Origin of the sequence: Dyella monticola (assembly GCF_003363155.1) — a bacterium.
Classification (GTDB): Bacteria; Pseudomonadota; Gammaproteobacteria; order Xanthomonadales; family Rhodanobacteraceae; genus Dyella_B; species Dyella_B monticola.
Genome location: NZ_QRBE01000003.1, coordinates 212,474 through 236,342, shown reverse-complemented (window position 1 = coordinate 236,342; position 23,869 = coordinate 212,474). Strand labels below are relative to the sequence as shown.

Below are 23,869 nucleotides of genomic sequence, written 5' to 3'. Positions count from 1 at the left end.
AAAAAAACGCCCGGGCAAGCCGGGCGTTTTTTATATGGACGGCTAGACCTCTTTGCTTAGCGCTTGTCGATGCTCGCATAATCGCGCTGGGCGGCGCCGACATAGAGCTGGCGCGGACGGCCGATACGCGAACCTGGCGTTTCGTGCTGCTCGATCCAATGCGCGATCCAACCCGCAGTACGCGCGATGGCGAACATCACGGTGAACATTTCGGTGGGGATGCCCAGCGCCTTGTAGATGATGCCCGAGTAGAAGTCGACGTTCGGATACAACTTGCGCTCGACAAAGTAATCGTCCTTGAGCGCCGCCTCTTCCAGCTTCATGGCCACGTCGAGCAGCGGATCGTTGACGCCCATCTCCGCCAGCACCTTGTGGCACATCTCGCGGATGATCTTCGCGCGCGGATCGAAGTTCTTGTACACGCGATGGCCGAAGCCCATCAGGCGGAAGTTATCGTTCTTGTCCTTGGCACGCTTGACAGCGGTTTCGACATTGTCGGGTGAACCGATCTCCTCAAGCATCTTGAGCACGGCTTCGTTCGCACCGCCATGTGCGGGCCCCCACAGCGCCGTGATACCGGCAGCAATGGATGCGTACGGATTGGCGCCGGTGGAGCCAACCAGGCGCACGGTGGACGTGGACGCATTCTGCTCGTGATCGGCGTGCAGGATGAACAACAGATCCAACGCCTTTGCACACACCGGGCTCAGTTCCAGTGGTTCGCTCGGCACCTCGAACATCATGTGCAGGAAGCGCGTGACATACTCGAGATTGTTACGCGGATAACGGAACGGCCAACCGATCGAATAGCGATAGCAGGCCGCAGCGATGGTGGGCATTTTGGCGATCAGCCGGATCGCGGCAAGCTTGCGGTCTTCCGGATTATCGACATTCAGATCATCGTGATAGAACGCCGACAGCGACGCGACCGATGCGGCCAGCATGGCCATCGGATGAGCATCGTGATGGAAGCCCTGGAAAAAATTCTTGTGCGACTCGTGCATCATCGTGTGATGCGTGATCTCGTTTTCGAAGGCGGAGAACTGGGTCTTGTTCGGCAGTTCGCCATGCAGCAGCAGATAAGCCACCTCGACAAAGCTGGACTTCTCAGCCAGCTGCTCGATCGGATATCCGCGATACATCAGCACGCCCTGATCGCCGTCGATGTAAGTGATGGCGCTCTTGGTGCTAGCGGTGCTACCGAAACCGGGATCGTAGGTGAAATGCCCGGTGTCCTTATACAAGGGGGCAATGTCGATGCAGGCGGGGCCAAGCGTGCCGGTGAGCAAAGGGAGCTCACTGTTACGGCCGTTGGACTCATCAACCAGCTTGACGGATTTGGAATCGGACACAGAAACCTCCTACGCATGGGTCGCCACCGGGGCGACCGCAAAACGGCACCAGCCGGTGAGGGAAAGACGCATCGACGTGGGGAAGCGCCGATGCAACCGATCCATTATCGCACATCACCATCAAAACGATCCGACAGCGCATGGTCGGATTGACAGACACAAAAAAAGCAAGGCAGGCGCGAGGCCTGCCTTGTGCGGAATTCGTAAACCCGCCGCGGACGACGGGTTTCGGGCAATTATTTCTGCGCGTACCGGCGGCGGAACTTGTCCACGCGACCACCGGCGTCCAGGACCTTCTGCTTGCCGGTGTAGAACGGGTGCGAATGGCTGGAGATATCCACCTTGATCAGTGGGTACTCGTTGCCGTCTTCCCACTTGATGGTTTCCTTGGCGGCAATCGTCGAACGCGTCAGAAACGCGAACTCGGACGAGAGATCCTGGAACACCACCTGACGGTAATTCGGATGGATATCGGGCTTCATGACGGACTCAAAGCGTGCGTGAAAAGAGCGGTATTGTATCGGCCACTCAAAGGCTTGGTCAAGCCACAGGACTGCCTGCCGCTAGGCCCCTAAGGCCCGCTGCACCATGGCGCCGAACTTGGCCTGATCCAGCTCCAGCACCACGTTGGCCTGCGCCGGCAGCCTCAGCCGATGCGCCCAGTCCACCACGGTTGCGCCGCGCGTGAGACGGCCATCCAGCTCGACGCCCACGTGACGCTGCTCGCTGCGCCTCACCACGGTAGGGTCGATGGCCACGGCCATGGCCAGGGCGTCGGCGGCAATGATGCCCTTTCGGCCGCTGCGGCGGTTGCTCTGGCGCGCCACCTGAAACACTCGCCCGAAGAAGTCGGCACGATGGTCGCCGGCCGTTAGCCATTGATCGAATTCCGCCTCATCGAAGGCATGGCGCAAGGTGAGTTCCCAGTCCACCAGATCGAAGTGGGGAAAGCCTTCGAACACGACGTGTGCCGCCTCAGGATCGAACCCGACATTGAATTCCGCCGGTACGCGACCGGTGTTGCCATGGCCTGTAACGGCACCACCCATCACCACGAGGCGCTTCACGCGCGTTGGCAACGAAGGATCCAGCTTAAGCGCCAATGCAATATTGGTGAGCGGCGCCAGCGCCACCAGCGTGATTTGACCCGGGCGCTCGCGTGTGAGGCGTAGCAGAGCCAGCGCGGCGTGTTCATCGGTAGCGCCAACAACTGGCTCCGGAAATCCGACGTCACCCATTCCATCGCGACCGTGCACGAATGCCGCATCTTCCTCCGGCAAGCGCACCAGCGGTGACGCACACCCCGCAAAGACCGGCGTCGACGCGCCCAATAAGTCCACCAGCGTGCGCGCATTGCGCACAGTGTGTGCAAGACCGACATTGCCGGCCGCGATGTTCAAGCCGAGCACATCGGCGTGCGCGTGCGCCATGAGGATGGCAAGGGCATCGTCCACGCCCGGGTCGGTGTCGATCAGGAGTTGGGGCTTAGTCATGCGCACAAATGGATAAAGATGCTAGTTGGGGAAAAAAAGAGCACAAGGCGCGGTCTCTCTTACTCATTTCACGGTCATTGCCTTATTTAGGATACCGCGCCGACATTTTAGCGTCGTCACCCGCAACGATGTCAGCAAGGACTTTCAAATGACTTGGACGTATAGCCAGACCACCGGAACCCTGACTCATAACGAGCACATCGTCGGCCACGGATACTCGGGATATGGCGCAGGCAAGAACAATTTCCCCATGCAAACGGTTCGTGACGCCGGCACAATTCCTGAGGGTTACTACACGATCGGTTCTCCGCATCGTTCCGACCACGTTGGAAATTTTGCCATGTCACTCACTCCCGAGCCGGGTACACGAACTTTGGGTCGAGATGCTTTTTTTCTGCATGGAGACAGCACAAGGCATCCAGGCTCTGCGTCGAACGACTGCATAATCATGGACAGAATTATTCGCGAGAAGGTTTGGACGAGTGGAGATCGCCAACTGAAGGTGGTGCCATGACAAAGTACTTCTTGCTGGGGATCGCGCTTAGCCTGCCGGCGATCACATTGGCAGCCCAACCTATAACAACTCCCGTTCAAGTGGCAGCCGCCATTGAGCGAGAAGGAGCGGGGCATTTCTTCGCGTCTCTGGATGATCAGGCCTCCGAACAGCTTTTCGACAAAATCGAGGGCGGCAACGCTGATTGGGTCGCGCTTGCACCGAAGCTAGCCCTGGGCGCAGATGGCGCTAACGCAGAAGGCTTGGTTATTGCCCTTGCCTATGCATTGCCAAGAAATCCATCCGTGGTGCTGAAGATCGTTGATCCGGTCGAAGGTGATCGCCACATCCTGGCGATATCGCGCGTTTGCGGCATCCCCTTCATCGAAGAAGTACCGAAAGACTATAAAGTCAAAGCTTTAAGAGCCGTCGCATCCGCCAAAGGTGTCGATACAAAAATACAGTCACGCTGCCTCGAAGCGTTGAGCAAGTCCTAACGACGGTTTCGTCCGAAGTAGGTAGCCACTCATAATCCACAGGAAGGGACTGCCTCTCATGCTACACGGGGCATCCAGGCTCCTATGCGCCAACATAGCGCGCGGCACCGCCAATCCAGCGATCGATCAAGCGTGCGGCCCGCTCGGGATGACGATCGAGCATTTGCTCGCCGACCTGCTGTACCGCCGGCAAGAGATGCGCATCGCGTGACAGATCGGCCATGCGAAAACTCAATTGGCCAGTCTGGCGCGTGCCGAGCACTTCGCCCGGGCCGCGCAACTGCAGATCTTTTTCGGCGATGCGAAAACCGTCGTTGGTTTCGCGCATCACCTGCAAGCGCTCACGCGCAAGCTGTCCCAGCGGCGGTTGATAAAGCAGGACGCAATTGGAAGCGATGGCGCCACGTCCTACGCGACCACGTAGCTGATGCAGTTGCGCGAGACCGAGGCGCTCGCTGTTTTCGATGACCATCAGGCTGGCATTGGGTACGTCGACGCCCACTTCGATCACCGTGGTAGCAACCAGCACGGATAACTCGCCGGCCTTGAACGCATCCATGATGGCCTGCTTTTCCTTGGGCTTCATGCGTCCGTGGATCAGGCCAACACGACAATCGGCCAGCGCGTGCGTGAGTTCGGCGTGTGCGGCCTCGGCAGCTTGGGCGCGCAGTTGTTCGGATTCTTCGATCAGTGTGCAGACCCAATACGCCTGACGGCCTTCCGTGCAGGCAGCGCGTATGCGGTCGATGACTTCGCTGCGGCGCGCGTTTGAAATCGCTACGGTTTGCACCGGCGTGCGGCCCGGTGGCAGTTCGTCGATGGCAGAGATATCCAGATCGGCGTAAGCACTCATCGCCAGCGTGCGCGGAATTGGTGTCGCCGTAAGTACCAATTGATGCGGCACAAGCTCACCTTCCAGACCCTTATCACGCAGCGCCAGACGTTGCTGCACGCCAAAGCGATGCTGCTCATCCACGATCACCAGCCCAAGGCGCGCGAACTCCACACCCTCCTGCATCAAGGCATGCGTGCCGATCACCACCGGTGCACCTTCCAACACGCGACGCATGGCCTGCTGGCGCGCTTTGCCTTGCTGCTTACCGGCCAGCCATTCGACGTGAATCCCCAAAGGATCCAACCAATGACGAAAGTTGCGAAGATGCTGCTCCGCCAGAAGCTCCGTGGGTGCCATCAGCGCAACCTGGCGCCCTGCTTCCACTGCAGCCAGCGCCGCTGCACATGCCACGGCCGTTTTGCCAGACCCCACGTCGCCCTGCACGAGGCGAAGCATGGGACGTGGTTGCGCGATATCCGTGGCAACATCCTTGATCACGCGCTGTTGCGCGCCCGTGAGTTGAAAAGGCAACGCCTCCAGCCAGCGTTGCCGCAGCACGCCGTCATCACCCAACACGGGAGCGCGTCGTTCACGCACTGCTGCACGCAGGCGTTTGAGACTCATGTGCTGGGTGAGCAGTTCTTCGAATGCCAGGCGCTGCTGTGCAGGGTGACGACCTTGGATCAGTTGATCCATGCGCGCATCCGGCGGCGGGCGATGTACATATAGCAACGCCTCGCGCAACGACGTAAGCCCGAATTTCGCGCACAGTGGTGGCGGAATCAGCTCCAGTTGCGCGTCGTCCGGAAGTTGCTGCAACGCCTTGGCGATGACAGTGCCCAACCGCTTCTGTCCCAGCCCTTCGGTGGTGGGATAAACCGGCGAGAGACGCTCGTCGAGCTCGACCGACGCATCGTCCGCCAAACGCCGATATTGCGGATGCACCATTTCCAGGCTGCCCGACCCTTGGCGTACCTCGCCGTAGCAGAGCAGACGTATGCCAACACGAAGTTGTTCGGCTTGCGCACGGTTGAAATGGAAGAAACGCAGCAACAGCGTCTCCATCACACCATCGCCGATCGCCACCTTTAGTTGCGGGCGGTAGCGAAAACCTTTTTCCACCGCTTCCACCGTACCCACTACCTGCGCTCGCATACCTGGGCGAAGATCCGCCAACGGCGTGAGGTGCGTACGGTCCTCATAACGCAATGGCAGGTGGAACCATAGATCCTGCACGCTATGAAGCCCCAGGCGCGCAAGTGCCTCGACCAAGGCCGGCCCCACGCCCACGAGCGCGGAGACGGGCAACTTGCCCGGGTCGTCACGCGTCGCAGTCAGAGATTGAGTTTTCGGAGCGGCCATTGATGCAAGCCTGGTCGACTACGCCGGCGCAAGCGGGTGAGACTGCCGACAAGAGATGTCAGCCGCCCGCGTGCCCGCCGATCAGTCCAGCACCATTACAGCATCCACTTCCACCTGTGCGCCCTTGGGCAATCCCGACACTTCGATCGTCGAGCGCGCAGGAAATGGCGCCTGGAAGTAGTCGGCCATCACCTGGTTGACCGTCGCAAAATTGGCCAGGTCGGTCACATAGATGCCGACGCGCACGAACTTGGCCAGCGAACCGCCAGCCGCCTCGGCCACCGCCGTCAGGTTGTCAAAAACGCGACGCGTCTGTGCCGCGATATCGCCTTCGACCAGCTTGCCGGTTGCCGGGTCCAGCGGAATCTGGCCGGAGAAATACACGGTGTTGCCGGCGCGCACGGCTTGGGAATAAGGACCAATGGCACCCGGAGCGCGGTCGGTAGAAATAATGGTTGTGGGCATGTCGGCGTTACCTTGGAAGCTGCCTGCTGCAGCAAGGCACGATGGTAAACGATCATTTGAGATCTATGCGATTGGCCTCAGGTTTCGTTCGTAGCGCTCAGACCGCACGATCGCTAAATATCAGATAGCAGAACCCCTCGAAGAGGAAACGAGAGACCTCATGCATGCCCAAACGCTCGTGCGCACGGATGGACGCGACATTGTCGGCGCGAATGAAAAGCACCGCCTCGCGATTTGGATAGTAATCCCGCAAGACCGTATACAGCTTCGCCAGTAGACCTTGGCCGCGCTCGGTGTCGGCGATGCACGCCGGGCCGTAGATGTAGGCATCGTCGCTGCCGGGCCACGCATCGAGCATCGCTCGAACCGACGGCGCAGACACGTTGCGTTTTGAAGAACTGAACAAGACGCCGACGACGTTGCCCTCTCGATGCGCCACGATGACCCGCGCATCACCCTGCGTCATGAGCACAACCTTGTCGCGTGGAAACTCGCCGGTCAGCGCACCTCCACGTGACGGTGCGTTGTTCTGCAGCAGCGTGGTGATACCGTCGAGGTCTGCCTCGCTGACCCATGCTATGTCATACATGATTGTGTCCTTACCCTAGATATGCGCACGGGCGTTCGGCGCGCACAAAATCCCTTGGAAAGACCATAGGGTTTATATCGGGATTCCTCAAGACTCGCAGCTCGACCACCCTGTTTCGTCAAGCACTGCTAACTGGGCGACCCACCTATCGAAACAGCACCCGGCATGGCTCAAAGCGGGTAGCGGTACGCACCACTCACCACGCCCGTGCGCCGCACGCGCCGAATGACGTCGGCCAGGTGCTTGCGGTTCTTCACTTCGATGGTGAACAGCAGCGTGGCGGCCGCCATATCGCGCTCGACGTATTCCACGTTCTCGATATTGGAATCGGCGGCGGCGATGGCCGCAGCCACGGTGGCGAGCACGCCCGGCCGGTTGATGACTTCGATACGCAGCTCCGCGCGGTAATCGCCTTGTACGTCGCGATCCCACTCGATATCCACGCAACGCTCGGGGGACGATTTGCGCAGCTCGGCCATGTTCGGGCATTCGGCGCGATGTACGACGATGCCCTTGCCCGGCGAGAGGTAGCCGATGATCTCGTCGCCCGGCAACGGATGGCAGCAGTTGGCGAAACTCAGCACACCTCGCTCGGCGCCGGTGATGTGGATCTTCTCGGTCGGATGCGTGATTTGCGCACCGCGCGAACTGGCCGTGCCGCGCGAGGCGACGAGTTGACTGGCCACCTGATCAGGCATGCGATTGCCCAAGGCGATCTCGGCCAGCAGTTCTTCCAATCGTTTGAACTTGGATTTGTGCAGGAATTTTTCCAATGCAGCCGGCGCAATGGCGTCCAGGCTGGTGCCAAGCGCATCGAGCGCACGGTCGAGCATGCGATGGCCGAAATCGACCGCATCCTCATGCTGCAAGTGTTTCAGGTATTGGCGGATCGCCGTGCGCGCCTTGCCCGTGACCACAAATTCCAGCCATGCGGGATTGGGCACCGCCGAGGGCGCGGTGATGATCTCGACCAGTTGTCCCGATTCCAGTCGCGTGCGCAACGGCAATAGCTTCTTGTCAATACGCGCAGCGACCGCGTGGTCACCCACATCGGTGTGCACGGCGTACGCGAAATCCAGCGCCGTGGCGTTGCGCGGGAGGGACAGGATGTCGCCACGCGGCGTGAACAGGTAGGTTTCATCCGGGAACAGATCGATCTTGACGTTCTCGATGAACTCCGCCGGTTCCGGTGTGTTCGCCTGGCTGTCGGCGAGCGAAGCAAGCCATTCACGCGCACGTGCTTGGGCACTGTTGGCCGGACCACTATCGGTTTTATAGGCCCAGTGCGCCGCCACGCCGCGTTCGGCGACCGAATCCATTTCCTCGGTGCGAACCTGTACTTCAATGGGTGCACCGAACGGCCCGAGCAGCACCGTGTGCAGCGACTGGTAACCGTTGGCTTTGGGAATTGCGATGAAATCCTTGAAGCGACGATCCACCGGCTTGTACAGCGCATGCACCACACCCAGCGCCATATAGCAGCTCATGGCGCTGTCAGTGACGACGCGGAAACCGTAGACATCCATGAGCTGCGCAAAACTTTTGTGCTCGTTACGCATCTTCGAATAGATGCTCCACGGCGACTTGATGCGTCCGACCACGCGCACCGGAATATGCTCGTCGACCAGGCGTGTGGTGAGTGCGCCTTCGATGCGGCCCATCGCCTCGCGCCGGTTGCCCAGCGCCGCGCGAATGCGCTCGCTGATCACGCGGTAGCGGTCCGGATAAAGCGCGCGAAAGCCCAGGTCCTGCAATTCCGCCTTGATCTTGTTCATGCCAAGGCGCTGCGCGATGGGCGCGTAGATCTCCAGCGTTTCACGCGCGATGCGATGGCGGGAGCCGGTATCCTTGGCGCCAAGCGTACGCATGTTGTGCAGGCGATCAGCAAGCTTGATCAGGATCACGCGCAAGTCGCGCGCCATTGCCAGCAGCATCTTGCGGAAGCTTTCCGCATCGGCTTCCTGGCGGTTGGAAAAGCGCATCTTGTCTAGTTTGGTGACGCCATCGACGAGCTCAGCCACCGGCTCGCCGAATTCGCGGGCGATCTCGGTGCGCGTGAGTGCGGTGTCTTCAAGCGTGTCGTGCAGTATCGCGGCGATGATGGTTTCCGCATCCATGCCGAACTCGGCCAGGATGCCGGCTACCGCGATGGGGTGCGTAATGTAGGGCTCGCCGCTTTTGCGCGTCTGCCCTTCGTGCGCCACCGCGCCCACCTGGTAGGCACGCAGCACACGCCCCACGTTCTGCTCGGGCAGGTAGGCAAGACGCTCTTTCAGCGCCAATACGTAGGGGGGCAACGCTGATGTATCCACGGATGCGGGATGCGTGGCCGCGGTCATGGAATCGCGAGGCCCGTTCAGGCGATCGCCTCGCTGCCCGGGTTGAACTGAGGGATGCGGGGGCGCGAAGCGCTGCTCGTCGGTCCGGTGCGACCGGATCGACGCGTGCGCTTTCGACAGCCACCGCTATCCATCAGTCATCTCCACCTTTGGAGATGTCGTCGTCCACTTCCTGCGCGGCCCATTCCAGCGCTTCGCGCTCGGCACGCTCGCGCTCGGCGCGGTCGATTTCGTCGATCGTGATCTGGTCGATGCGGCGGTCGGCGATTTCACGTAGCGCCAACACGGTCGGCTTATCGTTATCGGGGTTGACTGCCGGGTCGGCCCCCTTGGCGAGCTGGCGGGCACGCTTGGTCGCCATCAGCACCAATTCGAAACGGTTGTTGACTACCTCTAGGCAGTCTTCCACGGTAATACGGGCCATGGGAAATCCTTGAACTATAAAAACTTATGCGGCCTTACAGTTTATCGACCGGCTACCCTGCTGGCAACGCGAAGGCTCGCGGCCATGATGAACAAGCTCTATCATGCCCGCCCGCCGCATGCCAGCTCGAAATGAGTTCGTAAGCGTGCACAATATAGAACTAAAAAGTACAATTAATCCTCCCCGACCCCTTGCAGCGGACCCCTACTCGATGCCTTCCCTGCCTCGCCTTGCCGCACTAAGTCGTCATTTACCAGCGTTCGCCATGCTCATGCTGCTCGCAGGCTGCGCCATCGCCCCACCCCGCACCGACGACCCGCTGGAGAAATTCAACCGCAAGAGCTACGCCTTCAACATGGCGCTGGATAAGCACGTCCTGCGTCCGGTGGCCGTGGGCTACACCAAGGTCACGCCCAAACCGGTGCAGACCTCGATCAGCAACTTCTTCACCACCATCAAGCTGCCGATCAGCATCGCCAACAATCTGCTGCAGGCGCGGCCCAGCGATGCGATGGCCGATACCGGCCGCTTGCTGATCAATATGACGGTGGGCGTGGCCGGCTTCTTCGACCCCGCTTCGAAGATGCAGATTCCGCTCAAGGAAACTGACTTCGGCATCACCCTGGCCCGCTGGGGCGTGCCCGAGGGCGACTACCTGATGGTGCCGCTACTAGGTCCATCGACCTTCCGCGACGTCTGGCAGTATCCGGTGGACGGCTACCTGTTCGACCCGCTGAGCTACTTCGAACGTAACCACAAATTCCACTGGGGTCAGTACTACATCCCCGAAGTGGTGTACTTCATCCAGATGCGCGCACAGCTGCTGGATGCCGACCAGTTTCTGCAAACCGCCTACGATCCCTATGCCTTCGTGCGCGATGCGTGGCGCCAAAGCCGTCTGAACAAGATCTACGACGGCAATCCGCCAGCCGACGTGATGCTGAAGTTGCAACAGGGCCAGGGCTCGAACAACAGCAACCAGAACTTCGACCCCTCCGAGCTCCTGAAAGAACAGCAGCAGTGGGAACAGAAGCAAAAACAGCAGCAGAACAAGTCGGGCCAACCGTCAGGCAATCAATGACCGACGGGCGCATGCCTGAGTATAAAAAAGCGGGGCCTCATCGAGGCCCCGTTTTTTGTTTGTATTGCTAGACCGCCAATCAGTGCAACAAAGGTTCGACGCCACACACCTGGGCCAGCGCAAGCATGCCGGCCGGTACGTGGCAAACAGTCACGTGATGACCCGCCTGATCCGCACCTGATAACGCCGCCAACACACAGGCCAGGCCGGCGCTGTCGCACGTGTCCACGCCGGAAAGATCCAGCGTAGGGTGATCACTCTTGGCAAACGCGTCACGCATCGCGGCAAGCGCACTCGCTGCGGTGGCAAAGTTGAGCGTACCGGTCGCACGCACCGTATCGGGCGCATCGGTGGTCAGCAGGAATTGGCCGGATTTACTTGGCGCCATTGCCCTTGTTTTCCTGGTCCATTTGTTGCAACGCCTTGTCGCCTTGCGTTTCTAGATCCAGGATCAGCTTGTCGAGACCTTCTTTCTTGATCTCAGCATCGACCTGGTTGCGATAGTTGGTGATGTAGGAGATGCCTTCGATGATGACGTCGTACGCCATCCACTCACCATTAGCGGTTTTGTGGAATACGTAGTTCACTGCGATCTGCTTTTTGTCGTCAGTGGTCACCAGGGTCTTCACTACGGTGTACTTGTCGTTGAGTTCACCGTTGAACGGCAGCACCTTCACCGAACCTTTGCTGTAACTGAGCAGGCCTTCCGCATAGCGATTGGTGAGCGAGGAGTAGAACGCCTTGGCAAAGCGCGAACGCTGATCAGGCGTAGCTTCGCGTGCATGCATGCCCAGCACCAGGATCGACGCCCAGTCGGTGTCGAAGTGCGGCTTGAAGATCTGGTTGATCAGTGACACCAGCTTGGTTTTGTTGTTCTGCAGTTGCGCCTTTTGGTCGGCGATCTGCGTATCCATCTGGTGGGTAATCTCCTGCACGACAGCTTCCGGCGTCGCCGCGTCGGACGGCTGCGCGCTGGATGCGCTCTGCGCGAAAGCCGGCGCGGCGATCACGACGCTGCCCAGAGCGATGGCGGTGGCAATAGCCAGGTGACGCAACATGGATGACTCCTCGTAAAGCCGGCTCAATGTTTGCCGGCAGGCTGATTGGATGAACCGTTGCCACCGGCATTGTTGTTATTGCCGCTGGGCGAACCACTGACCAGGAACTTGCCGATCAAATCTTCCAACTGCACGGCCGACTGTGTCAGCACCAGCTGGTCGCCTTCCTTGAGCGAATTGGGCGAACCACCGGGCTGGATCGCAACATACTGAGTGCCGATCAAACCACTGGTGAATATGGCTGCGGCCGAATCATCCGGAATCTGGTTGTATTGCTTGTTGATGGACATCGTGACGGTGGCGTCCAGCTTTACCGGATCGGCCTTCACGTCGGACACACTGCCGATGGCCACCCCCGCCATCTTCACGGGAGCACCGACCGTCAGCGCTCCCACATTGGTGAAGTGCGCAGTGACCTTGTAAGTGCCCCCGATGGCATCGGCGGCACCGTTCGAACCCAGGAACTTGCTCAGCATTTCTTCCAGCGGCTGCGTCGACTTAGTCAGGCCGACGTGACTACCATTAGCCAGATAGGCCTTGGCGTTGCCGTATTGCAGGCCGACGTATTGATCGCCCAGCAAGCCGCTGGTGTAGATCGTGGCGACGGAGTTGGCGGGAATCTGGCTGAATTTCTTGTCGATCAACAGTGTGACATCGGCCACGGCCTTGCCCGGATCCAAGGTGATGGACTGCACCTGACCCACGCGCACGCCCGCCACTTTCACCGGCGCACGTTCCTTCAACTGTCCGATGTCGGAGAACTGCGCATCCACGGTATAGCTTGCGCCCTGGTGGCTGTTGACGACCGAGGTTGTCTGCGTAGCAAGGTAAGCCAGCGCGGCAAAGCCGAGCACGATGAACAAGCCGGTGCCGACGGCATAGGATTTTCTCTGGCTCACGACAAAGTCCTCAGGAAAAAGCAGTAGGTCATAAAGGTCACATCAGGAAAGCAGTGAGCACGAAGTCCAGCGCGAGAATCGCAATCGATGAGGTCACCACCGTGCGTGTCGTGGCGTACGCCACGCCTTCGCTGGTCGGCGGCGTGGTATAGCCCTGGAACACGGCGATCAGCGAGATCACCGCGCCGAACACCAGACTTTTCCAGATCAGGCCGTTGACCACGTCGTTCCATACGTTCACGTTCGCGGTCATGTTCGACCAGAACGTGCCATTGTCGACGCCCAGCCAATCCACCGCCACCAGATGACCGCCAAAGATCGAAAGGCCGCAGAACACGCAGCACAGCAACGGCATCGCGACCAGGCCGGCCAGAAAACGCGGCGCAATCACGTAGGCGATGGGATCCACCGCCATCATTTCCATCGCAGCGATTTGATCGGTCGCACGCATCAGGCCGATTTCTGCGGTGATCGATGTCCCGGCGCGACCCGCGAAAAGCAACGCGGTCACCACCGGCCCGAGCTCGCGATACACCGCCAGCGCCACCACGGAACCCGTAGCCGACGTGCCTCCGAAAATGGCTAGCACGTGATAAAGCTGCAGCCCCAGCACCATGCCCACGAACAGTCCGCAGGTCATGATGATGGTGAGGCTCATCGCGCCGACGAACCACAACTGACGTACCGTTTCACGCGCATAGCGCATGCTTAGCGGAATCGCCGTAAGGATGCGCAACAGGAACAGGCCGCAGCGGCCAATCTGCGCCAGCGACCCGATGAGAATGTTCTCGCGCCCTAGTTGCGCACTCATGCCGCACCTTGCCTGAAACCGAGGGCCTGCCCGTAATCGTCGGCCGGATATTGGAACGGCACCGGGCCATCGGCCTCGCCGCCGAAGAACTGGCGCGTCCAAGGTGAGCCGTCATTGGCAATGGTCTTGGGGTCGCCCTGCGCGACGACCTTGCCATTGGCGATCAAGTACACACGATCTGCGACCTGCTTGATCGCCTCCAGTTCGTGCGCCACCAGCACACTGGTGATGCCCAGCGTCTCATTGAGCGTGCGGATGAGCTTGAGCACCTGGTTGAGAGCGATCGGATCGAGGCCAACGAAGGGCTCGTCGTACAGAATCAACATGGGGTCGAACACGATCGCACGCGCCAGCGCCACGCGGCGCGCCATGCCCCCGGAAAGCTCGCTGGGCAGCAGCGACGCTGCGCCACGCAAGCCGACCGCCTGCAACTTGGTGAGCACAATGTTGCGGATCAGCACTTCCGGCAATTTGGTGTGCTGGCGCAGCGGAAAGGCCACGTTTTCGAACACGTCGAAATCGGTCAGCAAGGCGGAATTCTGGAACAGGTAACCAATCCGCTCGCGCAGTTCGAACAGCGCTTCCCGCGACAGCTCCGGCACGTTCTTTCCCGCCACCATCACCTGGCCGGCGTCGCCACGCATCTGCCCGGTGATGTGCTTGAGCAGGGTGGTCTTGCCCGTTCCGCTGGGGCCCATGATGGCCGTCACCTTGCCACGCGGGATATCCAGATCCAGCTTGTCGAACACGGTCTTGCCGTTGAGCACCGTGGTCAGGCCACGGATGCGCACGAGGGCACGATCGTCGGGTTGGGCTTGGACGGTGTCTGTCATGGCCTGGGGAGTGGGGGGAAAGTGGAAACGGTAACTGAACTGGCTGCCTAATGCTATGCGGCCCAGTACAGTAATCCCGGGCTTTCGTTCAGCTTTCGGTCAATAGCTCGTGGATCAGGCTTTCGTGGCGCTGACATTGCAACACGCTACGCTGGCGTACGGCCCGCACGATGGCTTGAAGACTGTCCAACGCATCCTCGAACCGGTCGTTGACGATGATGTAGTCGAACTCGTGCGCGTGAGCGATCTCGCCGCGCGAATTGCGCAGGCGCCGTTCGATCACTTCCTCGCTGTCCGAGCCGCGCCCGCGCAGCCGGCGCTCCAGTTCGGCGCGCGAGGGTGGCAGGATGAATACGCTCACACAATCGGGCTTTTTCTGGCGTACTTGCGCCGCCCCCTGCCAGTCGATTTCCAGCAATACGTCACGCCCGTGCTGCAAAAGATCCTGCACGGTCCTGCGCGACGTACCGTAGAAATTTCCATGTACTTGTGCGTGCTCGAGAAAGATACCCTCGAGGACCTCGCGCTCGAACTCGCTGCGTTCAACAAAATAATAGTGACGGCCGTACTGCTCGCCCGAACGCGGCGGACGCGTGGTGTGGGAGGTCGACAGCGAAATCTCCGGCTCGCGTTCGAGCAAGGCATTGACCAGCGTGGATTTGCCGGCACCCGAGGGGGCGGCCACGATGAATAAGGTGCCTTCGTTGCTTCCCAGCGTTGAAGTAGGCGCACTCATTCGATGTTCTGCACCTGCTCACGCATCTGCTCGATCAGCACTTTCAGCTCCACCGCGGCATTGGTGGTGCGTGCGTCGACCGATTTGGACCCCAGCGTGTTTGCCTCGCGGTTGAATTCCTGCATCAGAAAATCCAGGCGCCGGCCAACCGGTTCCTTCAGACCCAGCACACGACGCGTTTCGGAAATGTGTGTGCTGAGGCGATCCAGTTCTTCATCCACATCCGAACGCGTGACCTGCAACACCAGCTCCTGCTCCAGCCTGCCGGGGTCAGCCGGTTGCTTGAGATCGGCCAGGCGCGATTCCAGCCGCGCGCGCAAGGCGGCACGGATCTCGGGCATCCAGCCACGTACGTCGGCGACCACACGTTCGACCGCATCCAAGCGCTCACGCAGCATATCGCCCAGCTTGGCACCCTCGCGCTCGCGCGTGGCGGTGAACGCATCCAGGGCGCGATCGAGTACCTCCAGCATCAAACCCTGCTGCGCGTCCTGATCGACCTGCGCATGCTGCAGCACGCCTGGAAAACGCAACAACTCCGTGAATTCGATGCGCATGCTCGGAAAGCGGGCTTCCATGTCCGAGGCCAATTCGGACAGGCGGCCAATCATGGCGTTGTCGACCTGCAAGGATTCGCCACGCGACTCGCCCCGGCGCACGATCACATCCACCTTGCCGCGCGAAAGGCGGGTGGCGATGCGCTCGCGCAGCGCGGATTCGACACTGCGCATGTCTTCCGGCAGGCGCGGGCTCAGTTCCAGATAACGATGATTGACCGCGCGCAGCTCGCACGTCAGCGCCCCGGCAGGTGTGGCGACTTCGGCGGACGCATAAGCGGTCATGCTGCGAATCATGGAAACCTTGGCCCTGGAGAGTATGGAAAGTGGTCAATGGTAAACTGTAGGACCCTTACTTGCCCAACCATGCCATGACAGTGTCCCGCCCGAGCGGTCGCGCCAGCGACCAGTTGCGCACTATCTCCATCGAGCGCCACTACACCCGCCACGCCGAAGGCTCCGTGCTGGTCGCCTTTGGCGATACCCGCGTACTGTGCACCGCCAGCATCGAAGACCGGATGCCCCTGTGGCTGCGCGGCAAGGGTGAAGGCTGGGTCACCGCCGAATACGGCATGCTGCCCCGCGCTACCGCCACCCGTACGCAGCGCGAAGCCACGCGTGGCAGCCAGGGCGGCCGCACGATGGAAATCCAACGCTTGATTGGCCGCAGCCTGCGCGCCTGCGTGGATCGCCAGGCACTGGGGGAGCGCGTCGTCACGCTGGACTGCGACGTCATCCAAGCCGACGGCGGCACGCGTACCGCAGCGATCACCGGCGCCTACGTGGCATTGGTCGATGCGGTGAATTCACTGATGAAGCGCGAGAACCTGCGCCGCAACCCGATCATCGGCGCCGTGGCGGCCGTTTCCGTCGGTGTCTATCAGGGCATGCCGGTGCTCGATCTGGATTACGCCGAAGACGCCCACTGCGATACCGACATGAACGTGGTGATGAACGACGGCGGCGGCATCATTGAAGTTCAAGGCACCGCCGAAGGTCACGCCTTCCGTCGCAGCGAAATGGACGCCATGCTCGATCTGGCTGAAAAAGGCATCACCGAGCTGGTTGGCTTGCAGCGCGCGGCGCTGGAGCTGGGCTGATCTGGGCGCGGCATTCTTATTTCCATACGAAGGTTTCCATGCAACGCATCGTCCTGGCCAGCAGCAACCGCGGCAAGCTCGCGGAATTCAACGCTTTGCTTGCCGACAGCCATTTTCAGGTAATCCCGCAAGCCGAACTGGGCGTGGACGATGCCGAGGAAACCGGCCTTACCTTCGTCGAAAACGCGCTGCTCAAGGCGCGGCATGCATCGCAGATCACCGGGCTCCCTGCACTGGCCGATGATTCAGGACTTTGCGTAGCGCATCTGCGCGGCGCACCGGGGCTCTACTCCGCGCGCTACAGCGGCAACCACGGCAACGCGCACGCCAACAATGCGCGCCTGTTGCGCGAACTGGATGGCGTTACGCAGGAGCAGCGTGGTGCGTTTTTCATCTGCGTGCTTGCGCTTCTGTGGCACGCCGAGGATCCCGCACCGTTGATCGCAGAGGGCCGCTGGCATGGGCGCGTTCTCGATGCACCGCGTGGCGAACAGGGCTTCGGTTACGATCCGCTGTTCCTTGCGCACGGCCAATCGCTGAGCGCGGCGGAACTCGATCGCGACGTAAAAAACCGCCTCAGCCACCGCGGCCAGGCCATGGCCACGTTGCATGCGCGCCTAGCCGAACGGCGCGACTGAGATGCCGTTATCCGCACCACCACTGGCGCTGTACGTCCACATGCCGTGGTGCGTAAAAAAATGCCCCTACTGCGATTTCAATTCGCATGGCCTGCGCGGCGAGCCGCCCTATGCGCACTACGTGCAAATGCTGCTGGCCGATCTCGATGCCGACCAACGCGACATGGGCGATGCACTGCATGGCCGCCCCATCGTCAGCGTGTTTTTCGGCGGCGGTACGCCCAGCCTGTTCGCGCCGGAACTGATTGCCCGCTTCCTGGACGGTGCACGCGCGCGCCTGCCGTTCCAAGACGCGTGCGAGGTCACCCTGGAAACCAATCCAGGCACGGTCGAGCATGGACGTTTTGATGGTTACCTGGCAGCCGGTGTCAATCGCATCTCCTTCGGCATCCAGAGTTTCGACGATGACAAACTCAGGCGTCTTGGGCGCATCCATTCGTCGGCAGAAGCGGAGGCCGCGGTGAAATCCGCGCAGGATGCGGGCTTGGACAACATCAATCTCGACCTGATGTACGCCCTGCCCGAGCAAACCCTATCCGGTGCATGGGCCGATGTGGATCGCGCGGTGGCGCTGCAGCCAGCGCATGTCTCGCATTACCAGCTCACCCTGGAGCCCAACACGGTCTTCGCCACCCACCCGCCGCCGCTGCCCGACGACGATGCCGCATGGACGATGCAGGAGACTTGCCAGACGCAACTGACTCATGCCGGTTATGCGCAATACGAAGTATCCGCCTATGCAAGGTCCGGGCAGCGCTGTGCACACAACCTCAATTACTGGACATTCGGCGATTACCTGGGCCTGGGTGCGGGTGCGCACGGCAAGATCACGGACACCGCTTCCGGTGTTGTCCTGCGGCGCTGGAAAATCCGCCATCCCACCGCCTACCTCGAAGCCGCGGGCGGCCCGGCCCGCATAGGCGGTCACGCTGCGGTGCCAGCCGACGAGCTGCCATTCGAATACATGCTCAACGCCTTGCGGCTGGTGGACGGCGTCCCGCTGGAGGACTTCCCCGCCCGCACTGGCATTCCCCTCGATCGAATTGCCAGCCGCCTCGCCGCCGGCCGTCAAAAAGAATGGCTGGATGATGATCCGCGCTATCTGCGCACCACGCCCCTGGGCCAGCGCTTTCTCAATGACGTGATGGCCAGCTTCCTGGACTAACTCCGCGCGGGGTATGCCATTGCGCCCAATGACGAGACCCCTCAACAGGCATACACTCCGCCTGGGGAACTGAAGGGGTCGCAAGTCATGGATGTCGAGCCGAAGGTCCATCCACCGTTCGCTGCCAGCGGCCGACACGCCGACCCGGGCCGGATGCCTTTGCGCGTGCGCAAGCTGATCGACGTGGCCTGCACACTGTGCGATCACTGGGTCGAGCCCACGCTGCGGCTGTGCTTGGACCGTTTCGACAAACGCCTGTACGACCAGGCCGAGCGATCGCGCAATCATCTCGAACAGCAACGCTGCTTCGACAGCCGCCAACTGGTGCAGCAAGGGCGCAACGCTTTTATCCAGGCGTTCTCCGCCAAGTTGCGCGCGAGTTTCGAAGCCATGGCGGATACGCAAGACGACCAGGCGGCCCAGCCGCTGGCCTTGCAATCACTCACATTGCTCGATCGCACTGAGCACGAGCTCAACGCTGCGGTTGAAAAACTCGCCGCGCGCAGCGAAGCGCAGAACGGGCAGCTTCTGTACGAGCTCTCCTATCGACTGGCCGTATTGGTGGCATCGCCACCGCTGGAAGGCAAGCAACTACCACCCGGCCCGCAAAATATGGCGCGCATCCTGCGCATCGCGAGCGAGCCGTTCAACCTTCCGCTGGAGCATCGCCTTATCTTGCTGCAGGTATTCGAAAGCAGCGTGAGCGGCACCTTGATATCGCTGTACGAAGGCATCAATGCCAAGTTGCTGGCCGATGGCATCCTGCCGCAACTGCGCGCCTTCGCAGCCGTGCGGCCGAGTCACGGCCCGGCGCATGCCAACCCGCCGCCAGCCGCTCCCGCCGCGGCGCAAGCGACACCCGCCCCTGCCGCTGAGCACGGCAGCGAACCGATTGCCGTGCTTGAAACCTTGCGCGACATGCTCGCAAGACAGCGCACCACTGGCGGCCCCATACCCACATCCAGTGAACGCACCGCTTCACCGGACGAACTGCAAACCGCGCTCTCGGCCTTGCAGCAGCACATGGTCCAGGTCACCGATCGCACCAGCCGCGAGCTGCGCAGCGCGCAACGCCTTCACGAAGAACTGCTGTATCAACTCAACATCGGTCTACCGCCCGGCGCGGCGCGCATGCATTTGACACCCGAGCAAGGCGACACGGTGGAACTGGTGGCGATGTTGTTCGAACAACTCGCACAACAGTTGCATCACGGCCCGGATGCAAATGCACTGCTTGGCGGTCTGCAATTGCCGCTGCTGCGCCTGGCCGTTTCCGATCGCGATTTCTTCAACCAGCATGAACATCCCGCGCGCCAGTTGCTGGGCAGGCTCGCCGATACCATGGAAAACTGGGTCGACGGTCCCAACGGCGAAACCGATCACCAACTGGTTGCCAAACTCGGACAGCTCGTCGATCGCGCCCAACAAGAACCGCCCACCGCTGGCCTCTATACCAGCTTGCTGGCGGATATCGAACATCACCTCGGGCAACTGGTGCGCAAAGCGCAGGCGACCGAACGTCGCCATGTGGAAGCGATGCAAGGTCGCGAGCGCCTGGAACAGGCACGGCATCGAGCCGACGAACTGATGACCGAGCGCCTCGCCACCGCCTCGCCGCGCGGCTTGCTACGCACCCTGCTCGAACGCGCATGGACCGACGTGCTGGCGCTGACACTTCTTCGCCACGACGAACACAGCGATGCGTTCCGCCATCAATTGCGCATCACCGACCAATTGCTCGGCCAGTTCCCGGTGAGCGATCCGGCCGCGCTCCGTCAGGAAGTGGAAGCAGGCTTGCAACAAATTGGCATGCATGCCGATGAAGCCGAACAGGTGGCGCAGCGCCTGATCAGCGCCGAGGCGACGCCATCGGCCGAGACCGCCCCGGCGGTTGCCGAGATCCCCCCACCGCCTGTGCACGAGCCGGTCGTCAACGTCGAACTCGCGCCATCCGCACCGCCACCTGCGGCGGAAATCCCGCCCATCCCGGCCGCAAAGCCGCGTACCCCCGCTCCGCGCATGACTGATGCGCCCAGCGCCACCGACCTGGCGATTCGCCTGAAACAACGCCAGCGGCTGGGCGAACAGCGCAGCCAGGAAACGCCACAACCGCCCACGCAGGCGGCCGTGGTGCCGCCGCTCGGCTTGCGCGAGGCGCGCATCCACAATCATCTGCGCCAATTGCCATTCGGCACGTGGTTCGAATTCACCGACGCGACGACCGGCAAAACCTCGCAATACAAGCTGGCGTGGTTCTCGCCCTTGTCAGGCAACAGCTTGTTCGTCAACCGTCGCGGCCAGCGCGGCGACATGATGAACCTGCAAGAACTGGCGCGCGCGATTGCTGAAGGCCGCGTGCGCGAACTGCCGCCGCAGCAGGAAGGCCTTCTCGACCGCGCCTGGCATGCATTGACCGCTAACTTGCTGCGACCCGCATCGCCGCTGCCGGAAGCGCGCCCATGAACACGCCCGAACAACGTCGCGCACCACGCAAGCGTCCAGACTATGCCGTCACGGTGACCGACGTGATCACCGGCCAGCCGCTCGGCCATGTCGGCAATCTTTCCAGCAACGGCATGCTGCTGATCAGCCATCATGCGCCGCGCAGCGAGGCCATCTACCAGGTGAACCTGCCGCTGCCCGCCCATGACGGCAGCATGCCGGCCATTGAAGTAGGCATTCAGGAACAATGGCATGAACCGGCAGCTACACCGGGCCAGATATGGTCGGGCTACCGCATCATCGCCATCGGCACGTCCGATGCCGCGCATCTGGAGCGATGGCTGCTGCACGCCTGAGATAGATCGCGCCTAGCTTTCCTCTTTGCAGCATGGCCGCGAAGCGCAAGACTGACGGCACGTCGGTCAAGACGTACGCAATCCGTTGAAGCACGCACACGACGTGTTGCTGTTTCTTGCGCCCCTGTCTCCCATTGTCCTCGGTAAGTCGTCGGTGATTGCCGACGATGTCACCTCGTCAATCCTGGCCCTGCATCTGGCTGGCTGAGTGCAGAATCCTCTGGCACGGAATGCGTTTCCGTGTTCCATCACGACGATCCACTCCATCCTTGTCCGCACATAACGCATGCGCGCGTGGGTGGCCTCGTCCCCAGTAAATGATTATTTGATTCAAGGAATGATGATGGTAAATAGCATCGAATCGCTGGAATCATCCCTCGCCATCCAGCACGACATCCTGGCCAATCACCCGGTGTTCAAATCGATCCACTCGATCGATGAACTGCGGACTTTCATGGAATGGCATGTATTCGCGGTGTGGGATTTCATGTCGCTGGTCAAACGCTTGCAGGCCGATCTCACCACGGTAGCTGTGCCCTGGATCGCACCCATCAACGTCAACGCTGCACGCCTCATCAACGAGATCGTGCTCGGAGAGGAATGCGACGAGACGCCTCTTGGGTATCTCAGCCACTATGACCTGTATCTGCATGCCATGCGCGACATCGGTGCATCGACCGAGCAGGTCGATCGGCTGATGGCATTGCTGCGCACCGGCGCGGACGTCGGCGAAGCCCTGGCGGCCATCGCGCCCCCCGTACCCGTGCAGTCATTTGTGATGGCAACGATGCGCACGTGCCTGGAAAAGCCCACGCACGAAGTGCTCGGCGACTTTTTCTACGGTCGGGAGAATGTCATCCCCGACATGTTTCGCCAACTGCTCGATGCGTGGCACATCGATCGCACCACCATTCCACTCATGACCTATTACCTCGATCGCCACATCGAGGTGGATTCCGGCGAACACGGGCCAGCAGCGCGCACGCTGATTCGCGAAGTCTCCAACGGCGACGTGGCCATGCACTCAGCGGCATTGGAAGCCGGACTTGAGGCGCTTCACGCCCGCATTGCGCTGTGGGACGGCCTACTGGCTCACTTGGAGAAAAGACGCCAGCTGAGCCACGCGCCCGCATGAGCACGCGCAGGCGCCCCTTCGCGGGCGCCTGCCGATTTGCCTCACAGCAGTTCCCATAACAGCAAGCCAAGCACCATCAGCATCGCAGCCACGATCATGTTGCGCATGCGGTGTCTGCTGTCGCTGGCATGCTGCGCTTGCAACGACTGCAGCGCTTCACCGTGGCGCACTTCGGTATCGCGCATCGACTGTTTGATATCCACCAGTTCGGCCCGTAGCTGTTGAACCATGCTGTCGGCGTTCTGGTGGCCGACACGTTCACGTTCGAGGTCGCGCAGGTGGCTTGCAAAGTCCGGTGCCGCGACAAAGCATTCGTCGGCGTGTTTATCCAAGAGCAATACGTCACCAGGGCAGCCCAAGGCGACATAAAAAGGCAAACCCGTCTCAACGAGCGCCTTGGCCAGGCGCGGCGAGTTGCCCAACGAAGTCAGCTTTTCCCCGGCGCCACGCACGACCGCGATGGCCTTGATGGCGGGCAGCCTGGCCAGCCATGTGACGCTTTCGATGGACCTGTCTTCATCCGTGAACGACATGGGCACACGATGGCACTGTGCGAGCTGCGTCATTGGTCCGGTGGCGTACATTTCATCCCAACCAGTTTTCGTTGCGAGAAATCCCAGCGCCGTAACGGAATGGTGGCGTGCGAATTCCGTCAGCGACACCCGTAAACGCTGACGGGGTGGAATGACCACGACAGGGACGCGCGGTGCCGGTCGCCAGGCGGATTCAAAATGGCCCCGAAGCTCCAGCGCCCACCGCTTGCTGTTGACATGTAATACGCCAACGATGACGGCAGGCTCTCCTTCGGCGAGCAACGTATCGGCCCGCACTCGAAAGGCGATGGAGCTGTCATCGAGGGTGAGCCGGCCGCAGCGATAGTGCTCTGGATCGTCTTCACAGACTCGCAGATCGGTTGCGTAGCCACGCACGCGGACGGGACGGCCGAGTTTTTCGTTATGGATGAGCGCACCCAGGTTTTCAGGTGTGATGGCGGGTGTGAAAACGACGCCGGGTACGTCCATGGACGGTTCGTTTGTCATTGATCGCGAAGGCATTACAGGCGTCGTATCATTCATGAGGCGATGTCTCTCTCGCTGTCTGAGCGCGCCGGCGCAAATGCGATCCAGCGTACTCCCCGCGGGGCCGCTGTAGCGCTTCATGCATGCCTATTCGTGCATTGCGTGATCACTCATCAATATGTAAGCGCAA

At 61.0% G+C, this 23,869-nt stretch carries 25 protein-coding genes; 9 read left to right on the top strand and 16 right to left on the bottom strand.

Annotation, left to right across the window (positions count from 1 at the left end; all coding sequences use genetic code 11):
- Positions 1–56 precede the first annotated feature (56 nt).
- From DWU98_RS07360 to DWU98_RS07350, 3 genes are all read right to left on the bottom strand, one after another.
- The gene (locus DWU98_RS07360; protein WP_115494847.1) at positions 57–1,352 is read right to left on the bottom strand and encodes a citrate synthase; all 1,296 of its coding nucleotides are present in this window, start codon (positions 1,350–1,352) and stop codon (positions 57–59) included.
- A 236-nt stretch (positions 1,353–1,588) separates the two neighbouring features.
- Positions 1,589–1,834, bottom strand: coding sequence for a type B 50S ribosomal protein L31 (locus DWU98_RS07355; protein WP_115494844.1), 246 nt, complete (start codon positions 1,832–1,834; stop codon positions 1,589–1,591).
- An 81-nt stretch (positions 1,835–1,915) separates the two neighbouring features.
- Complete coding sequence (locus DWU98_RS07350; protein WP_115494842.1) at positions 1,916–2,845, bottom strand: nucleoside hydrolase; 930 nt, start codon at positions 2,843–2,845, stop codon at positions 1,916–1,918.
- Positions 2,846–2,993: 148 nt separating this feature from the next.
- Between DWU98_RS07350 and DWU98_RS07345 the strand changes: the two genes are divergently transcribed.
- Complete coding sequence (locus tag DWU98_RS07345) at positions 2,994–3,359, top strand: tlde1 domain-containing protein (RefSeq protein WP_115495102.1); 366 nt, start codon at positions 2,994–2,996, stop codon at positions 3,357–3,359.
- Complete coding sequence (locus tag DWU98_RS07340) at positions 3,356–3,835, top strand: hypothetical protein (RefSeq protein WP_115494840.1); 480 nt, start codon at positions 3,356–3,358, stop codon at positions 3,833–3,835. Before DWU98_RS07345 ends, DWU98_RS07340 begins: the two co-directional genes overlap by 4 nt.
- Positions 3,836–3,917: 82 nt before the next feature.
- Here the strand turns inward: DWU98_RS07340 and recG are convergent, their stop codons facing one another.
- The 5 genes from recG to rpoZ all read right to left on the bottom strand — a co-directional run bounded on the left by recG (position 3,918) and on the right by rpoZ (position 9,849).
- Positions 3,918–6,032, bottom strand: a complete 2,115-nt coding sequence (gene recG / locus DWU98_RS07335) for an ATP-dependent DNA helicase RecG (RefSeq protein ID WP_115494838.1) — start codon at positions 6,030–6,032, stop codon at positions 3,918–3,920.
- Positions 6,033–6,113: 81 nt separating this feature from the next.
- Positions 6,114–6,497: a RidA family protein gene (locus DWU98_RS07330; RefSeq protein WP_115494836.1), complete on the bottom strand. Its 384-nt coding sequence runs from the start codon at positions 6,495–6,497 to the stop codon at positions 6,114–6,116.
- Between the two features lie 97 nt (positions 6,498–6,594).
- Positions 6,595–7,086 (bottom strand): GNAT family N-acetyltransferase, encoded by a 492-nt coding sequence (locus DWU98_RS07325; protein ID WP_115494835.1) that lies wholly within the window; start codon positions 7,084–7,086, stop codon positions 6,595–6,597.
- 170 nt (positions 7,087–7,256) lie between these two features.
- Positions 7,257–9,425: a RelA/SpoT family protein gene (locus DWU98_RS07320; protein ID WP_115494834.1), complete on the bottom strand. Its 2,169-nt coding sequence runs from the start codon at positions 9,423–9,425 to the stop codon at positions 7,257–7,259.
- A gap of 133 nt (positions 9,426–9,558) precedes the next feature.
- Positions 9,559–9,849, bottom strand: coding sequence for a DNA-directed RNA polymerase subunit omega (gene rpoZ / locus DWU98_RS07315; RefSeq protein ID WP_115494833.1), 291 nt, complete (start codon positions 9,847–9,849; stop codon positions 9,559–9,561).
- Positions 9,850–10,114: 265 nt separating this feature from the next.
- Between rpoZ and DWU98_RS07310 the strand changes: the two genes are divergently transcribed.
- Positions 10,115–10,930: an MlaA family lipoprotein gene (locus DWU98_RS07310; protein ID WP_230474743.1), complete on the top strand. Its 816-nt coding sequence runs from the start codon at positions 10,115–10,117 to the stop codon at positions 10,928–10,930.
- Positions 10,931–11,009: 79 nt separating this feature from the next.
- Here DWU98_RS07310 and DWU98_RS07305 read toward each other — a convergent pair whose 3' ends face one another.
- The 7 genes from DWU98_RS07305 to DWU98_RS07275 form a co-directional block, all read right to left on the bottom strand.
- Positions 11,010–11,318 (bottom strand): STAS domain-containing protein, encoded by a 309-nt coding sequence (locus tag DWU98_RS07305; protein ID WP_115494831.1) that lies wholly within the window; start codon positions 11,316–11,318, stop codon positions 11,010–11,012.
- Positions 11,305–11,988, bottom strand: coding sequence for an MlaC/ttg2D family ABC transporter substrate-binding protein (locus DWU98_RS07300; protein WP_115494830.1), 684 nt, complete (start codon positions 11,986–11,988; stop codon positions 11,305–11,307). Before DWU98_RS07300 ends, DWU98_RS07305 begins: the two co-directional genes overlap by 14 nt.
- A gap of 23 nt (positions 11,989–12,011) precedes the next feature.
- Complete coding sequence (gene mlaD, locus DWU98_RS07295; RefSeq protein ID WP_115494829.1) at positions 12,012–12,887, bottom strand: outer membrane lipid asymmetry maintenance protein MlaD; 876 nt, start codon at positions 12,885–12,887, stop codon at positions 12,012–12,014.
- 37 nt (positions 12,888–12,924) lie between these two features.
- Positions 12,925–13,698, bottom strand: a complete 774-nt coding sequence (gene mlaE / locus DWU98_RS07290) for a lipid asymmetry maintenance ABC transporter permease subunit MlaE (RefSeq protein ID WP_115494828.1) — start codon at positions 13,696–13,698, stop codon at positions 12,925–12,927.
- Complete coding sequence (locus DWU98_RS07285; RefSeq protein ID WP_115494827.1) at positions 13,695–14,531, bottom strand: ABC transporter ATP-binding protein; 837 nt, start codon at positions 14,529–14,531, stop codon at positions 13,695–13,697. Before DWU98_RS07285 ends, mlaE begins: the two co-directional genes overlap by 4 nt.
- 88 nt (positions 14,532–14,619) lie before the next feature.
- Complete coding sequence (gene gmk, locus DWU98_RS07280) at positions 14,620–15,267, bottom strand: guanylate kinase (RefSeq protein WP_115494826.1); 648 nt, start codon at positions 15,265–15,267, stop codon at positions 14,620–14,622.
- Positions 15,264–16,121, bottom strand: coding sequence for a YicC/YloC family endoribonuclease (locus DWU98_RS07275; protein ID WP_115494825.1), 858 nt, complete (start codon positions 16,119–16,121; stop codon positions 15,264–15,266). Before DWU98_RS07275 ends, gmk begins: the two co-directional genes overlap by 4 nt.
- A 74-nt stretch (positions 16,122–16,195) precedes the next feature.
- Between DWU98_RS07275 and rph the strand changes: the two genes are divergently transcribed.
- The 6 genes from rph to DWU98_RS07245 all read left to right on the top strand — a co-directional run bounded on the left by rph (position 16,196) and on the right by DWU98_RS07245 (position 22,660).
- Complete coding sequence (rph, locus tag DWU98_RS07270; RefSeq protein ID WP_115494824.1) at positions 16,196–16,924, top strand: ribonuclease PH; 729 nt, start codon at positions 16,196–16,198, stop codon at positions 16,922–16,924.
- A 38-nt stretch (positions 16,925–16,962) separates the two neighbouring features.
- A complete protein-coding gene (gene rdgB / locus DWU98_RS07265) occupies positions 16,963–17,562 on the top strand; it encodes an RdgB/HAM1 family non-canonical purine NTP pyrophosphatase (protein ID WP_115494823.1) in 600 nt (199 codons plus the stop codon).
- Position 17,563: 1 nt separating this feature from the next.
- Positions 17,564–18,727: a radical SAM family heme chaperone HemW gene (hemW, locus tag DWU98_RS07260; RefSeq protein ID WP_115494822.1), complete on the top strand. Its 1,164-nt coding sequence runs from the start codon at positions 17,564–17,566 to the stop codon at positions 18,725–18,727.
- Positions 18,728–18,814: 87 nt separating this feature from the next.
- On the top strand, positions 18,815–21,190 hold the full coding sequence (locus DWU98_RS07255; RefSeq protein WP_230474742.1) for a DUF1631 family protein: 2,376 nt from the start codon (positions 18,815–18,817) through the stop codon (positions 21,188–21,190).
- Entirely contained in the window at positions 21,187–21,525 is a 339-nt protein-coding gene (locus tag DWU98_RS07250; RefSeq protein WP_115494821.1) for a PilZ domain-containing protein, read from the top strand. The genes DWU98_RS07255 and DWU98_RS07250 overlap by 4 nt, the downstream gene beginning before the upstream one ends.
- 343 nt (positions 21,526–21,868) lie before the next feature.
- Positions 21,869–22,660, top strand: coding sequence for a DUF3050 domain-containing protein (locus tag DWU98_RS07245; RefSeq protein WP_230474741.1), 792 nt, complete (start codon positions 21,869–21,871; stop codon positions 22,658–22,660).
- Positions 22,661–22,701: 41 nt separating this feature from the next.
- Here DWU98_RS07245 and DWU98_RS07240 read toward each other — a convergent pair whose 3' ends face one another.
- Positions 22,702–23,820 carry a hypothetical protein gene (locus tag DWU98_RS07240; protein WP_158545002.1) on the bottom strand — a complete coding sequence of 373 codons (1,119 nt, stop codon included), beginning with the start codon at positions 23,818–23,820 and terminating at the stop codon, positions 22,702–22,704.
- Positions 23,821–23,869: the final 49 nt, after the last annotated feature.